General features: G+C 60.2%; 12 protein-coding genes and 1 pseudogene. 5 read left to right on the top strand and 8 right to left on the bottom strand.

Annotation, left to right across the window (positions count from 1 at the left end; translation table 11 throughout):
- Positions 1 to 50: 50 nt before the first annotated feature.
- Positions 51 to 1,115 (top strand): class II fructose-bisphosphate aldolase, encoded by a 1,065-nt coding sequence (gene fba, locus ACGSLL_RS05950; RefSeq protein WP_008081027.1) that lies wholly within the window; start codon positions 51 to 53, stop codon positions 1,113 to 1,115.
- A gap of 89 nt (positions 1,116 to 1,204) precedes the next feature.
- Here the strand turns inward: fba and ACGSLL_RS05945 are convergent, their stop codons facing one another.
- From ACGSLL_RS05945 to ACGSLL_RS05935, 3 genes and pseudogenes are all read right to left on the bottom strand, one after another.
- Positions 1,205 to 1,456 (bottom strand): helix-turn-helix transcriptional regulator, encoded by a 252-nt coding sequence (locus ACGSLL_RS05945; RefSeq protein ID WP_394504063.1) that lies wholly within the window; start codon positions 1,454 to 1,456, stop codon positions 1,205 to 1,207.
- Positions 1,457 to 1,555: 99 nt separating this feature from the next.
- Positions 1,556 to 1,917: pseudogene (locus tag ACGSLL_RS05940) on the bottom strand (DUF6124 family protein).
- Positions 1,918 to 2,281: 364 nt separating this feature from the next.
- Positions 2,282 to 2,950, bottom strand: coding sequence for a polysaccharide lyase family 7 protein (locus ACGSLL_RS05935; RefSeq protein WP_090287046.1), 669 nt, complete (start codon positions 2,948 to 2,950; stop codon positions 2,282 to 2,284).
- 311 nt (positions 2,951 to 3,261) lie between these two features.
- Between ACGSLL_RS05935 and ACGSLL_RS05930 the strand changes: the two genes are divergently transcribed.
- From ACGSLL_RS05930 to ACGSLL_RS05920, 3 genes are read left to right on the top strand one after another with little or no spacing between them, the layout of a single operon-like run.
- Entirely contained in the window at positions 3,262 to 5,385 is a 2,124-nt protein-coding gene (locus ACGSLL_RS05930; protein WP_394504060.1) for a putative bifunctional diguanylate cyclase/phosphodiesterase, read from the top strand.
- Between the two features lie 45 nt (positions 5,386 to 5,430).
- Positions 5,431 to 5,925 carry a M48 metallopeptidase family protein gene (locus ACGSLL_RS05925; protein ID WP_090287041.1) on the top strand — a complete coding sequence of 165 codons (495 nt, stop codon included), beginning with the start codon at positions 5,431 to 5,433 and terminating at the stop codon, positions 5,923 to 5,925.
- A 21-nt stretch (positions 5,926 to 5,946) separates the two neighbouring features.
- Entirely contained in the window at positions 5,947 to 6,243 is a 297-nt protein-coding gene (locus ACGSLL_RS05920; protein ID WP_394504058.1) for a winged helix-turn-helix domain-containing protein, read from the top strand.
- Between the two features lie 123 nt (positions 6,244 to 6,366).
- Here ACGSLL_RS05920 and ACGSLL_RS05915 read toward each other — a convergent pair whose 3' ends face one another.
- Positions 6,367 to 6,819: a GNAT family N-acetyltransferase gene (locus ACGSLL_RS05915; RefSeq protein ID WP_394504056.1), complete on the bottom strand. Its 453-nt coding sequence runs from the start codon at positions 6,817 to 6,819 to the stop codon at positions 6,367 to 6,369.
- 254 nt (positions 6,820 to 7,073) lie between these two features.
- Between ACGSLL_RS05915 and ACGSLL_RS05910 the strand changes: the two genes are divergently transcribed.
- Positions 7,074 to 7,811 (top strand): substrate-binding periplasmic protein, encoded by a 738-nt coding sequence (locus ACGSLL_RS05910; RefSeq protein ID WP_394504054.1) that lies wholly within the window; start codon positions 7,074 to 7,076, stop codon positions 7,809 to 7,811.
- A gap of 118 nt (positions 7,812 to 7,929) precedes the next feature.
- Here ACGSLL_RS05910 and yccS read toward each other — a convergent pair whose 3' ends face one another.
- The 4 genes from yccS to mdtD form a co-directional block, all read right to left on the bottom strand.
- On the bottom strand, positions 7,930 to 10,122 hold the full coding sequence (gene yccS, locus ACGSLL_RS05905; RefSeq protein ID WP_394504052.1) for a YccS family putative transporter: 2,193 nt from the start codon (positions 10,120 to 10,122) through the stop codon (positions 7,930 to 7,932).
- A gap of 237 nt (positions 10,123 to 10,359) precedes the next feature.
- Positions 10,360 to 11,538 carry a BaiN/RdsA family NAD(P)/FAD-dependent oxidoreductase gene (locus ACGSLL_RS05900; RefSeq protein WP_394504050.1) on the bottom strand — a complete coding sequence of 393 codons (1,179 nt, stop codon included), beginning with the start codon at positions 11,536 to 11,538 and terminating at the stop codon, positions 10,360 to 10,362.
- Positions 11,539 to 11,727: 189 nt separating this feature from the next.
- Positions 11,728 to 13,113, bottom strand: a complete 1,386-nt coding sequence (gene dbpA, locus ACGSLL_RS05895) for an ATP-dependent RNA helicase DbpA (protein ID WP_090287027.1) — start codon at positions 13,111 to 13,113, stop codon at positions 11,728 to 11,730.
- Between the two features lie 80 nt (positions 13,114 to 13,193).
- Positions 13,194 to 14,621 (bottom strand): multidrug transporter subunit MdtD, encoded by a 1,428-nt coding sequence (gene mdtD, locus ACGSLL_RS05890; protein ID WP_090287025.1) that lies wholly within the window; start codon positions 14,619 to 14,621, stop codon positions 13,194 to 13,196.
- Positions 14,622 to 14,775: the final 154 nt, after the last annotated feature.

Here is a 14,775-nt window from a genome sequence, read left to right as displayed (position 1 = left end):
TCCGGCAGGCTGGCACGATCAACGACCCTCAACCGGGAGAGACACACACAATGGCACTTATCAGCATGCGCCAGATGCTGGACCACGCAGCCGAATTCGGCTACGGCGTTCCAGCCTTCAACGTCAACAACCTTGAGCAGATGCGCGCCATCATGGAAGCCGCTGACAAGACTGACTCCCCGGTGATCGTTCAGGCTTCGGCCGGCGCCCGCAAATACGCCGGCGCGCCTTTCCTGCGTCACCTGATCCTGGCGGCGATCGAAGAATTCCCGCACATCCCGGTGTGCATGCACCAGGACCACGGCACCAGCCCTGACGTCTGCCAGCGTTCGATTCAACTGGGCTTCAGCTCGGTGATGATGGACGGCTCGCTGGGCGAAGACGGCAAGACCCCGACCGACTACGACTACAACGTCCGTGTCACCCAACAAACCGTGGCCATGGCCCACGCCTGCGGCGTTTCGGTAGAAGGCGAGCTGGGCTGCCTGGGTTCGCTGGAAACCGGCATGGCCGGTGAAGAAGACGGCATCGGCGCCGAAGGCGTTCTGGATCACAGCCAGATGCTGACCGACCCGGAAGAAGCCGCTGACTTCGTCAAGCGCACCCAGGTCGATGCCCTGGCCATCGCTATCGGCACCAGCCACGGCGCCTACAAGTTCACCAAGCCACCCACCGGTGACGTGCTGGCGATCGACCGCATCAAGGAAATCCACAAACGCATCCCGAACACCCACCTGGTGATGCACGGCTCGTCCTCGGTGCCACAAGAGTGGCTGGCGATCATCAACCAGTACGGCGGCGACATCAAAGAAACCTACGGCGTACCGGTTGAAGAAATCGTCGAAGGCATCAAGCACGGCGTGCGCAAGGTCAACATCGACACCGACCTGCGCCTGGCCTCCACCGGTGCGATGCGTCGCCTGATGGCCACCAACCCGAGCGAATTCGACCCACGTAAATTCTTCGGCGCCACCGTGACCGCGATGCGTGATGTGTGCATCGCGCGTTATGAAGCGTTTGGTACTGCCGGTAATGCTTCGAAGATCAAGCCTATCTCGCTGGAAGCGATGTACCAGCGTTATCTGAAGGGTGAGTTGAACGCTAAGGTTAACTGAGCCTGAGTGTTGAGCTGATTTAAAAGAAACCCGCCGTGAGGCGGGTTTTTTTGTGAACGGGATTTTCTTGCGCTAAGTAACAGAGGTTTTCATTCAAATAAATCTCCGACCTCTTCAAGGGTCGGCATCGTCGCTGGAACAACCGAGAGCTCACAGTCCAGAGCAGCCAAAACGCGCGCATAAGCGATCATGCCGACAGAAAGGGTACCTTTCTCCACCGCGATAACTTTGTAACGTGTCAGTCCCGCCAGCTCGGCAAGCTGCGCCTGTGTCAGGCCTCGATTCAGACGTTTCTCGCGTAATTTCACGCCGAGGCGGCTGACCAAAAATGAATAGTCCATGTTGCGCTACCGAAACATTGTTGGACCAATGTCGCGTATAGGGAACATTAAATCCATTTGGATCACGAACCCGCCGTTAAGCGGGTTTTTGTGCGGTTGTTATTCTTTCAACTCAACGTGATCCAGCGCCTGATTCACCGCCAACTCACCGAGCATGACAACCTGCGCGATACCCAGCGCAGTCTTGCGGTGCGAAGTGTCGAGCGTGGCGGCAAAGTTATGCAGCATTTCGCTGGCCGAACCCAGGGTTTCGCTGGCGTTGGCCAGCAGGGATTCGGTGTTGTACTTCGGGTTGGCGAGGTACATGGCCTCGGGTTCATGGGCGCACGTCATGATGTGTGCGGCGGGGCTGAGGTAGTGGTCGAGGGCGCGTTCGGCGGCGTCGTTGAGTTTTTTTGAGTCGAGGGATTCGTACGGGGATGCGGGATCTTTTCTGGCGGGTGCGGCGTTGATCTGAGCATGTTTCGTCTCCGGTAAAAGGAGCCGACACCGGATCGCTACTAAACGAAGAGGGTGGCAGCTGAACGCAGGTTAGTAGACCGGGGAGACGCGACCGGCGCACCCGAAGGCGCCCTGCGTACAGCTACCATCAAGCGCAGGCGTAGAAATACCTGACTGAACGGATGCACATACGCTTCGCGTAACCACGAGCTACTAAACCCGATCACTGAAAATCAGTGACGCGAATCAAGTTACCGATGGCCCGCCAAGCGCACAAGCCGGCGGATTCTGGCGCAGTGGTAGGCAACGGCGCAAGCTGTTGTAGGCATCTGAAAGTAACTATTGATGGTCTTAAACAGCAACGTTTAAGCAACCGAAAAAGGCTTATTTATCGTGATCAATATCCAGCTTCGAAAACGTCACCTGCCCACCCTCACTCGTATACCCGGTGTTGTCCTGCACATACACCCCAGCCTTGAAGTACAACGGCTTGTCGCGCCACGTCGCGCTGATCTGTGAGTCCCACTGATAACCCGCCGCGCTCACACCCAGCGCGCCGCCGGGGCTGAGGTGGATGAGGTAGTTGAATTCGCGGTCGAGCTTGATCCCGGTGGCGAGTGTGATAACGCGGCTTTCGGCGTCGTCGGGGCGCATGCGAACCTTGATTACCAGGTTGCCGGTTTCGGTTTTGGTCTTGTACTGGTATTCGAGTTTGACCATTGGTCGCTGGCTTTCATAAGCGTGAATCTGGCCGATGACGATTTTGCCGGAGCTCGGCACTTTGTTCACGGTGAGGGTCGCACGCAACAGGTTGTCGGCGTCCGGGTAGTACCAGTTGCGCAGGGTGCCGTTGCTGAAGGTTTCACGCAGTTCGGTGCGTGGATAGATGGCGTTTTCGGTTTTCGAGCCGGTCACTGGAGACCAGAAAAACAGGGTGCCGGTGTCGGAATGGAAGTACTGATCCTTGAAGCCATCCACCAGTTTCGAGGTTTCGACGGTGTACGGCGGGCTGCCAACAGGAACGCTGAGGTTCCAGGTTGCGAGATCGATCATGACGGTTCTTCCACTCAATTCATCCGGAACGTCGGTGCCAGAAGCTCTAGCCCGCGCGTTTTCGGGCGTCTTTATAAGCGTAGCGGCGATTTTTGTTAATGCCCGCCCGGCGATTACTTGACGTCAAAGTCCTGTCGAAATGCCATCCCGCCCGGTTTTCGGGGGCTGTAGCGGTGACCGTTAGTCGGCTGGATTGAGCATTGTCTGGATGATGGCGGGATGACAGCTTCTGCTTTCACCGATCCGCGTCTAGAGTGAAGGCTCAGTACGTCTACGTTTTTGCCGGCAACGGTCCCGAAAAGAGAAGCAGCATGGAATGCGCGCAACCCCAGCCAGGTGAAGGCAGCTCTGTCCTTTTGATCGTCGATGATTACCCTGAAAACCTGATCAGCATGCGCGCGTTGCTGCAGCGCCAGGATTGGCACGTGATCACCGCCGCCTCCGGTTTCGAGGCGCTGAATATCCTGCTCGAACAAGACGTCGATCTGGTGCTGCTGGATGTGCAGATGCCGGGCATGGACGGCTTCGAAGTGGCGCGGTTGATGCGCGGCAGCCAACGGACACGGCTGACGCCGATCATCTTCCTCACCGCCAACGAACAATCCCAGGACGCCGTGATCAAGGGCTACGCCAGTGGCGCGGTGGATTATCTGTTCAAACCCTTCGATCCGCAGATCCTCAAGCCCAAAGTGCAGGCGTTGCTGGAGCACCAGCGCAACCGCCGTGCGTTGCAGCGGCTGAGTCATGATCTGGAATTGGCCCGAGCCTTCAACGCCTCGGTGCTGGACAACGCGGCCGAGGGCATTCTGGTGCTCGGCGAGGACGGTTTGATCCGCTTTGCCAACCCGGCGATTTCGCGCTTGCTCAACGCGCCGGTGAAGGAGTTGGAGGGCAAGGAATTTCTCGATTATTTGCAGAAACCGCATATTCCTTTGTGGGCCGATTCAGAGTTCTATGCCGGCTATAAACGTGGGGAGACCTTGAGACTGCACGACGCCTTGCTGCGCACGGCGCCGGGCCAGCAAGTGCCGGTGGCGTTGTCCTGCGCCGCGCTGCCGACCGAGCAGCATGCGATGGTGGTGACCGTGCTCGACATGTCGGTGGTGCGGCACCTGCATCAGCAGCTGGAGTTTCAGGCAGTTACCGATCCGTTGACGGGACTGCTCAACCGTCGCGGTTTCTACCAGACCGTGGAAAACCTGCTGTTGCGCGGCGAGCGCAGTGACAGCAGTTGGGTGCTGCTGTATCTGGATCTCGACGGCTTCAAACGGGTCAACGACTCCCTTGGGCATGATGCCGGCGACCGGGTGTTGCGCTGGGTTTCCGAACAATTGAAAGCCTGCCTGCGGCCGTTCGACATTCTGGCGCGCATGGGTGGCGATGAATTCACCGCGCTGCTTGATCTTGAGTTTCCCGAGCAGGCGGCGAAGATCGCGGAAAAGCTCATCGAACGCGTATCGATCTGTCAGCAGATTGAAGGGTTGGACATCGTTCTTGGCGCCAGCATCGGCATTGCCACGTATCCGGACTGCGGCTCGAACCTCGACGGCTTGCTGCGCGCTTCCGATATTGCAATGTATGAAGCCAAGCGCGCCGGGCGTCAGCAATATCGCTTCTACGATCATGAAATGAACGGCCGCGCGCGTTCGCGGCTGATGCTTGAGGAAAGCGTGCGCGCCGCCATCGAAAACCGTGATTTCAACCTGGTCTATCAGCCACAAGTGGCGATCGGCAGTGGCCAGATCCGCGGTTTTGAGGCGTTGCTGCGCTGGCAACATCCAAGTGTCGGCGATGTACCGCCGGGGCTGTTTCTGCCGCTGCTGGAAGAGGCGCGGCTGATCAGCCGTCTCGGCAGCTGGATTTACCATCGCGGTGCCGGGCAGCGCAAAGCCTGGGAAAACCTGTTTGCCGATGATCTGGTGTTGGGCGTCAGTTTGAGCAACACCCAGTTCAGCCTGCCGAATCTGGTTACCGAATTGCGTCAGGTCATGGAGCGCCACGCCTTGCAGCCGCGGCAGCTGGAGGTCGAGGTCACCGAAGAAGCCTTGATGCAGAACCCCGATGAAACCCGAAAGCAGTTGCGCTTGTTGCGCAATCTTGGCGTGCGCGTGGCGCTCGATGACTTTGGTTCCGGGCCGTGCTCGTTGGCGCATTTGCGCGATCTGGAGCTGGATACGCTCAAGCTCGATCGCCATTTGATCGCTCGTTTGCCTGATTCGCCCCGCGACGCCTCGCTGGTCAGTACGGTGATCAGTCTGTGCAAGCAATACGGTTTGCTGGTGATCGCCGAAGGGGTGGAAACCGTCGAGCAATACCAGTGGCTGCAAGCCCATGGCTGCGAGTATGTGCAGGGTTTCCTGGTGGCGCGGCCGTTGATCGCCGAGGACGCGGCCAGCTTCGCCGAGCCGTTTGACTGGGGCGCGCTGGCCGGTTGAATTCGCTACACTGGCGCACCTTTTTGCCAACCGTGTTGCCCGTCGATGACTGCGTTGAAATACCTCCAGGCCTATCCCGAACGTTTGCAGGATCAGGTACGCCAGTTGATCGCCGAAGGGCGGCTGGGCGAATACCTTGATCAACGCTATTCGGGCCGGCACGATGTGCAGAGCGACAAGGCGTTGTACAGCTATGCGCTGGAGCTCAAGCAGGAATACCTGCGCAATGCGCCGGCCATCGACAAAGTGCTGTTCGACAACCGCCTCGACCTTACCCACCGCGCGCTCGGCCTGCACAGCACGGTGTCGCGGGTGCAGGGCGGCAAGCTCAAGGCCAAGAAAGAGATTCGCATCGCCTCGTTGTTCAAGGACGCCGCGCCGGACTTTCTGAAAATGATCGTCGTGCACGAACTGGCGCACTTCAAAGAGTCGGACCACAACAAGGCGTTTTATAAATTGTGCGAGCACATGCTGCCGGGGTATCACCAGGTCGAGTTCGACCTGCGCGTATACCTGACCTGGCGCGACATGCAGGCTTGATCAGCTATCAGGAAGAGGTGGATGGACGTCAGCAAGACCAAAAGCAGTTTCTACCGCCGCCTGTTCGTGGCGTACCTGATCGACAGCGGTCTGGCACCGAGCGTGCCGGCACTGACCGAAGTCACCGGCATGCCCCGCCGCACAGCGCAGGATACGATCGCGGCGCTGGCGGATCTGGATATCATCTGCGAATTCGAGCAGGAAGAGGGCGCGCGCAATCACGCCGGGCGCTATCGGATTCGCGATTGGGGAGCGATTGATCGAGGCTGGATCGAGCGCAATCTGCGCCAGATCAAGATTGTACTGGAGTATCCCTGAATCCTGAGTGGATTGGGCTGGCGCCATCGCTGGCAAGCCAGCTCCCACAGGTTTTTCTGGTGTTCCCACAAGTTGTGAACGGCGCAATTCCTTGTGGGAGCTGGCTTGCCAGCGATGGGGCCTTCAGGCGCGCCGCATACCGATATGTGGAATGTCATCCTCAAGATATTCCTCACCCGCCACAACAAACCCGTACTGGCCGTAATACCCCTGCAGGTGCGCCTGCGCCGACAGGTAGATCGGCACCTGCGGCCAATGCTTCTCGGCCTGTTTCAGCGCCTGCTCCATCATCTTGTGCCCCAGCCCTTTACCACGACCGGCCGGTGCCGTGACAACGCGACCGATCACCACGTCACCGCCCTGAGACTGCGGATCCAGCAAGCGCAGGTAGGCGACCAGTTGATCATTCTCCCAGCCCATCAGGTGATGGGTGTCGCCGTCGAGGTCCTGGCCGTCCAGATCGGGGTAGGCGCATTTCTGTTCGACGACGAAGACGTCCGAGCGCAGTTTCAAAAGCGCGTACAGCTGTTCCTTGCCCAGATCGCTGTGATGTTTGCAGATCCACTCGATGGTCATTTGCCGATTCCTTGTTCGTGTCGCCCGATACTAAGCGCACGCGACGCAGATGTCTTTATGGCGTAACAGACTGTGATAAAGGTCAAAATGCCATCATTCCTTTCGCGCAGCCGTGCCGACTTTGTGTAATCTGCTCAAGAGCGCTGTGCACTGGTTGTAATGAGCTAATGTTAGGGCCTGGGTTTTGCCGGTAAGGGGTCTTGGTTTTTTGCCGTGAGACGCGTCGGGCCGCTGCCCGCTGAGGATGTTCAAGCATGCCGCGATTGCTTCAAGCCGTTGCTTTGATCGGACTGCTGTTGCTGGGCCAGGATGCGACAGCGCAGAAGCTGCGACTGGTATTCGATCATTGGCCACCCTTTACCGATGACACGCTGGTCAAGGGCGGGCTCGCCACCGATATCGTCAGCACTGCGCTGGCCCGGGCCGGTTACGCCAGCAGTTATGAACAGGTGCCATGGGCGCGCGCCCTGCTCGGCATCGACGAGGGCCGTTACGACGTGCTGGTCAACGCTTGGTACAACGAAGATCGCACCCGCTACGGGCAATTCTCCGGCGAATACCTGACCAACCGAATTCGCTTCCTCAAGCGCAAAGACGCGCCAATCGATTACAGCAATCTGCAGGAACTGCACACCTATCCAATCGCAGTGGTGCGCGGCTACGCCTATTCGGCGGTATTCGATGCCGACACGGCGATGCAGAAAGTCCCGGTGCATAACTTCGCCATGGGCGTGCGCATGCTCGCGGCGGATCGGGTCAAATTGACCCTTGAAGACGAATACGTGGCCAAGTATTACCTGGCGCGCGAGTCAGCCAAGGTGCGCAACTCGGTGGAATTCCTGCCCAAGCCGCTGAGTGAGAACAGCCTGCACATTTTGGTCAGCCTGGAGAATCCGCAGCATGAACAGATTATTGCGGGGTTCGACAAGGCGATTGCAGCGATGAAGGCGGATGGCAGTTATGAAAAGCTGCTGCGCGAGCATGGGATGTGAGGGCTGATCCAGATTTTTGGTGCGGCTGATGGCCTCTTCGCGAGCAGGCTCGCTCCCACAGGGGGCCTTCGTCGTGCACATATTCACTGTGGGAGCGAGCCTGCTCGCGAAGAGGCCATCAGCCAGCGCTAATCTCACTGGTGTCTTTGATCAGGTGCGCCGCCAACGTGCGCAACGGCCCCAACTGCCGGCAGATCAACGCCAGCTGCGTCTGCACCAGCCGCTGCCCTTCATCAATCTCGTCGGCCATTTGCTCCAGCTCATTGGCCAGTGCTTCTTCCTCATCGCTCTGAATCGCAATCGGCTGTTTGTTCGCCAGCCCTTGGGCGATTTCGTCGATGCTCGCCGCCAGCTTCACCCCGGCGCCATCGATCAGATGCTCACGGACATCCGCCGGCAATTGCGTTTCGCGGTGTGCGCCCAGCCCCGACAGATAACTGAGCAACGTGTGCGACAGCACCAGAAAGCGGAAGCCGACATCCGCTTCCTTACGGAAATGCCCCGGCTCCATGAGCATGTTCGCCAGCGTCGTCGACAGCGCCGCGTCGGCGTTGTGCGCGTTGCGCCGGGCCAGGCGATAGGCGAGGTCGTCGCTCTTGCCAGCGGCGTATTGCTGCATGATCTGGCGCAGATAGATGCTGTTGCAAGTCAGCGTGTTGGCTAGCACTTTGTTCAGGCGCCGGCCCTGCCAATCCGGCAGGAACAGGAACACCGCCAGCCCGGCGATCAGGCTGCCGAGCAAGGTATCGAACAGGCGCGGCAGGAACAGCCCGTAGCCATCGCCGACCTGGTTGAAGCAGAACAGCACCATGATGGTGATCGCCGCTGTCGCCAGGGTGTAGCGCGTGGTGCGGTTGATAAAGAACACCACCCCGGCGGCGATGGCGAAGCACGACTGCACCAGCGGGTTGGGGAACAGGTCGAACAACGCCCACGCCACGGTCAGGCCGATCGCTGTGCCGAGTATCCGCTGACCAAGTTTGCGCCGCGTCGCGCCGTAGTTCGGCTGGCAGACGAACAGGGTGGTGAGGATGATCCAGTAACCTTGCGACGGGTGAATCAAGTGCACCATGCCGTAACCGATACTCAGTGCCAGTGGCAGACGCAGGGCATGACGGAACAGCAGCGAGGTTGGCGTCAGTTGTGTGCGCAGGCGAACCCACACGTCTTTGAGATTGCGCGGCGAGCGGTCGAGCAGGCTGCTGTCGGTCGCGTCAGCGAGGGCATCCGGGTTGCTCGCGTCACTGAGCAAACGGTCGAGGGTGCCAAGGTTGGCCGCCAGTGCGCGCAGCGAGCGGAGCAAGCCGCGCCACGCCGGGTTGCTCTGGATGCGCAGGTGTTCGAGGGAGGCGTGCAGATCGCCGAGGGCTTCGGCGAAGCTCGCATCATAAACGAAGGGCTGGCGCATCTGGATCGATTCGGCCAGGGCGCGGCAGGCCTTGCCTTGCTGGCGCAACAGACGCTGGCAGCGGAACAGCACGTCGCTGTGAAAGAACGCCTCGGCGAGGGCGTTGTACGGATAGTGCGAAGAACTGGCGCGTTCGTGGATGTCCTGCGCGAGGAAGTACAGTTTCAGGTAACGGCTGACTTTCGACCCGGGGCGACCGTTGCCGACCCGGTGCAGAATGATTTCCTTGGCGGTGTTGAGCGCGGCGACCACACGGCCATTCTGCTGCGCCAGTTCCAGACGCCGGGCTTCGACGTCCATCTGCCGGATCGGCTCGAACAGCGACGACTTCAGCTTCAGGTAAAAACCCAGCTCACGAAACAACCGCGCCAGACTTTGCTGCACTGGCTGGTTGGAGAACAGCGCCTGCCACAGCACCGAGAGCAAGCCGTACCACGCCGCACCGGCAACCAGCAGCATCGGCTCATGCCAGAAATCGGTAACCGCGCCGCCACGCTGATCGACGCCGATCATGGTGTACACGGAAAGAATCAGCGTTGCCGAGGCAATCGCCCCATAGCGCTCGCCGAGTGCACCGAGCATGGTCAGGCTAAAACTGGCCAGCGCCAGGGCCACGGCGAACATGATCGGGTAGGGGAACAGCAATTCCACCGACAGCGCGGCGATGCTGAAACACACCAGCGTCACCGCGAGGGCATTGAGGCGGCCCTGCCAACTGTCGTCGGTTTCGGCCAGGGCGCTGGCGATGATGCCGAGGAACAACGGGATCAGCAGGCCCATTTCATCCTGATACCAACACAGCGCCATGCTGCCGGTCAGGGCGATGAACACCCGCACGCTATAACTGAATTTATCAAGCGCCCACAGGCGCCGCAAAGACTGACGAAACGAGGTCGAGGACATGAAGTGCGAAGGCCTTCCGAGGCGATGCCGCTAAATTGAGCCAGTAATGACGCCGACGCAATGGCGCCGAGCACATCTGACAGCAAAAAGTGTTCCTTACTGCATCACGCGGAGCAAATGTGGGAGCGAGCCTGCTCGCGAAAGCGATGTGTCAGTCAGCACAACGTTGACTGCAAGACCGCTTTCGCGAGCAGGCTCGCTCCCACAGGGTGGGCATTTCAAGTTTGAGAATGTCGATCAGGCGTATTGCGCAGCCGCGTAGCCGGACGCCCACGCCCACTGAAAGTTGAACCCGCCCAGATGCCCGGTGACGTCGAGCACTTCACCAATGAAATACAGGCCGGGGCTTTTCAGCGATTCCATGGTTTTCGACGAGACTTCACGGGTATCCACGCCACCCAGCGTCACCTCGGCCGTGCGATAGCCTTCGGTGCCCGCCGGCACGACTTTCCAGCTGCTGAGCTTGTCGGCGATCTCGGCCAGTTCGGCGTGGGTGTACTGCTTCATCGGTTTGGAGACGAACCAGTTGTCCGCGAGCAGGTTGGCCATTTTCTTGGTGAAGATCTCGCCGAGCAGCGTCTTCAGCTCGCTGTTCGGCCGTTCCGCCACTTGCTGCTGCAGCCAGCTTGCGGCCTCGTAATCCGGCAGCAGATTGATTTCCACCGTGTCGCCGGATTCCCAGAACGAGGAAATCTGCAGAATCGCCGGGCCGCTGAGGCCACGGTGAGTGAACAGGATGTTTTCGCGAAAACTCTGCTCGTTGCAGCTGACCAGGCAATCCACCGAAGTGCCGGACAGCTCGGTGCACAGTTCCTTGAGCTGATCGGTGATGGTGAACGGCACCAGCCCGGCGCGGGTCGGCAGCAGTTCATGGCCGAACTGTTTCGCTACCTGATAGCCGAAACCGGTGGCGCCCAGCGTCGGGATCGACAAGCCGCCGGTGGCGATCACCAGGGAATGGCACTGCACTTGGCCGAGCGTTGTGTCGAGCAGGTAACCGCTGTCGACTTTCTCGATGGTCTGGATCGATGTGTCCAGATGCAACTCGACGCCGGCCTGATCACATTCATCGAGGAGCATTTCGAGGATGTCGCTGGATTTGTTATCGCAGAACAGCTGGCCGAGTTTTTTCTCGTGGTACGGCACACCGTGTTTGCCGACCATGCCGATGAAATCCCACTGGGTGTAACGCGCCAACGCCGATTTGCAGAAATGCGGATTCTGCGAAAGGAAATTGCCCGGCTCGGTGTACATGTTGGTGAAATTGCAGCGGCCACCGCCCGACATGAGGATTTTCTTGCCGGCCTTGTTCGCGTGATCGAGAAGCAACACCTGACGCCCGCGCCCGGCAGCGGTCAGTGCACACATCAACCCAGCGGCGCCAGCGCCAATGATCACGACTTCGGTAGAGCGCAAAACGGTGTCCTCACACAAATGATCGTTCCCACGCTCTGCGTGGGAATGCCGCCATGGACGCTCTGCGTCCGCTTTCAAACCATTGTGGGAGCGAGCCTGCTCGCGAAAGCGGTGTGTCATCCAACATCATTGTCGACTGACCAATTGCATTCGCGAGCAGGCTCGCTCCCACAGGGGGGTACGTAATCCTTAGAGGATGCGTACGCGCAACGAGCGGCCCTTGATCTTGCCGTCGTTCAGACGCTGCAAGGCCTGCATGGCCACGGTGCGTTCCACGGCCACATACGCCTGGAAATCGAAGATCGCAATCTTGCCCACCTGCGCACCGGGAATCCCGGCTTCGCCGGTCAACGCGCCAAGAATGTCGCCTGGGCGCACCTTGTCTTTACGCCCGGCACCGATGCACAGGGTAGTCATCGGCGGCTGCAAGGGTGCCAGTCCCTGGGACTTGAGGTTGTCGATCTGGTCCCAGTTCAACGGTGATTTCTGCAGTTGTTCGATGGCTTGCGCGCGGTGCGCTTCGCCCGGTGCGACCAGGCTGATGGCGATGCCTTTTTCGCCCGCGCGGCCGGTACGGCCAACCCGGTGAATGTGGATTTCCGAATCGCGGGCCAGCTCGACGTTGATCACCATGTCCAGCGCATCGATGTCCAGGCCGCGGGCGGCGACGTCGGTGGCGACCAGCACCGAGGTGCTGCGGTTGGCAAACATTGCCAGCACCTGATCGCGATCACGCTGTTCCAGATCGCCGTGCAGGCCGACCGCGGAAATGCCTTTGGCGGTCAGGTGATCGACGGTTTCCTGCACCTGCTGCTTGGTGAAGCAGAACGCCACGCACGAAGCAGGGCGGAAGTGATGCAGGACCTTGGTCACTGCGCTCATGCGATCTTCCGGGGAGATCTCGTAGAAGCGCTGCTCGATCTGCGTGTCATCGTGGAACGCTTCGGCTTTCACCGTTTGCGGATCGCGCATGAATTTCGACGCCAACTGCTTGATGCCCACCGGGTAGGTGGCCGAGAACAGCAGGGTCTGACGGCGCTCCGGGGTCTTGACGATGATGTCTTCGATGGCGTCGTAAAAACCCATGTCGAGCATGCGGTCGGCTTCGTCGAGGATCAGCGTGTTCAGGCCATCGAGCACCAGCGAACCCTTGCGCAGGTGCTGCTGAATGCGCCCCGGGGTGCCGACGATGATGTGCGCGCCGTGCTCCAGCGAAGCGATCTGCGGGCCGAACGACACGCCGCCGCACAGGGTCAGGACCTTGATGTTGTCTTCGGCGCGGGCCAGACGGCGCACTTCCTTGGCGACCTGGTCGGCCAGCTCACGCGTCGGGCAGATCACCAGCGCCTGGCAGCCGAAGTAGCGCGGGTTGATCGGATTGAGCAGGCCGATACCGAACGCGGCGGTCTTGCCGCTGCCGGTCTTGGCCTGGGCGATCAGGTCCATCCCCTTGAGGATCACCGGCAAGCTCTGCGCCTGGATCGGCGTCATCTGGGCATAACCGAGTGATTCGAGGTTAGCCAGCATGGCGGCGGACAGGGGCAGAGTATTAAAAGCGGTGGCGATGGTGGTCACGGGACGGGCCTGCAAAACAAAATGTCGCGCAGTGTAGCAGCCCCGTGCCACTTTCTTCGAAAGTTCTGGACGAACAGCGATCAATGTTCGATGTGCTGTTCCGGACGTTTTGGCCGGCGGCCGTCTTCCTTCGACAGCTGCGAGAAAATCGTCGCGGCGAGCATCGCCATTACGCCAACCGTGACGAAGGTCAACTGGAACGCACCGAGCACGGTGTCCACGCCGTCGTTGCCGATCTGCGCGGTAAAGCCGCCGAGCAGCGCACCGGCGCAGGCCACGCCGAGGCTCAACGACAACTGCGCGACCACCGACAACAGGCTGTTGCCGCTGCTGGCGCTGGCGTCGTCGAGGTCAATCAGCGTCACCGTGTTCATCGCCGTGAACTGCAACGAGTTGATCGCGCCGAGCACCGCCAGCAGGCACAGCAGCAGCCAGTACGGCGTCTGTTCGCTGACCAGTGCCATGCTCGCCAGCATGATCCCCAGCGCCAGGGTGTTGCCGGTCAGCACGATGCGATAACCGAGGCGCTCGATCAGCGGCCGCGCCACCCACTTGGCGACCATCGCCGCCGCCGCCAGCGGCAGCATGCTCATCCCCGCTTGCGAGGGCGAATAACCCAGCGCCACTTGCAGCAGCAACGGCACCAGAAACGGCAGGGCGCCGCTGCCCAGACGGGCGAACAGGTTGCCGAGAATGCCGACGGCAAAGGTGCGGGTCTTGAACAGCGACGGTGCGAACAAGGGATTGTCGATGTGTCCGGCGCGTAACCAGTACGCTGCCAGACAGGCCATGCCGGCGAACAGCAGCAACATCACCCGCAGGTGCGGCAGGTGCAGTTCGCCCAGACCCTCCATGGCGATGGTGATAAGGATCATCGCCGCGCCGAACAGCAAAAACCCCAGGCTGTCGAAGCGCGTGCGTTCGCTGCCGCGTAGATCGGGGATGAACTTCCAAACGGCGTAGCAACCGATCAACCCGACCGGCAGGTTGATCAGGAAGATCCAGTGCCACGTCAGGTACTCGACCATCCAGCCGCCCATGGTCGGGCCGATCAAGGGGCCGAGCAATCCGGGAATGGTGATGAAGCCCATGATCCGCACCAGCTCCGAGCGCGGGTAGGCGCGCAGTACCACCAGCCGCCCGACCGGTAGCATCAGCGCACCGCCAAGGCCCTGGATCACCCGCGCACCAATCAGCATGCTCAGGCTGCTCGACAAGGCGCAGAGCAGCGAGCCGAAACTGAACAGCAGAATCGCCCCGAAGAAGATTTTCTTGGTGCCGAAACGGTCGGCGATCCACCCCGAGGCCGGGATCAGCAAGGCCACGGTGAGCATGTAGGCAATGATCACGCCCTGCATGCGCAACGGGTCTTCGGCCAGGTCGCGGGCCATTGCCGGCAGGGCGGTATTGAGGATGGTCCCGTCGAGGGACTGCATGAAAAACGCAATGGCGACGACCCACGGCAACCAGCGGGCAGTGATGGCGTCGAGAGGCGGGCGGTTGGGCATGGAACCTCGTGTGGTCAGTGCATATTCAAGGTCGAGCGCGGTCAGTGTGGGAGCGAGCCTGCTCGCGAAAGCGTCAGCACAGTCGACATCAATGTTGCCTGATCTGGCCTCTTCGCGAGCAGGCTCGCTCCCACAGGTGTTGCGGTGTTGCGGG

This window comes from Pseudomonas retamae, from assembly GCF_043496865.1.
Taxonomy (GTDB): Bacteria; Pseudomonadota; Gammaproteobacteria; order Pseudomonadales; family Pseudomonadaceae; genus Aquipseudomonas; species Aquipseudomonas retamae.
Note: the sequence above shows the minus strand (reverse complement) of the source record. Positions and strands in the feature narration are given on the sequence as shown.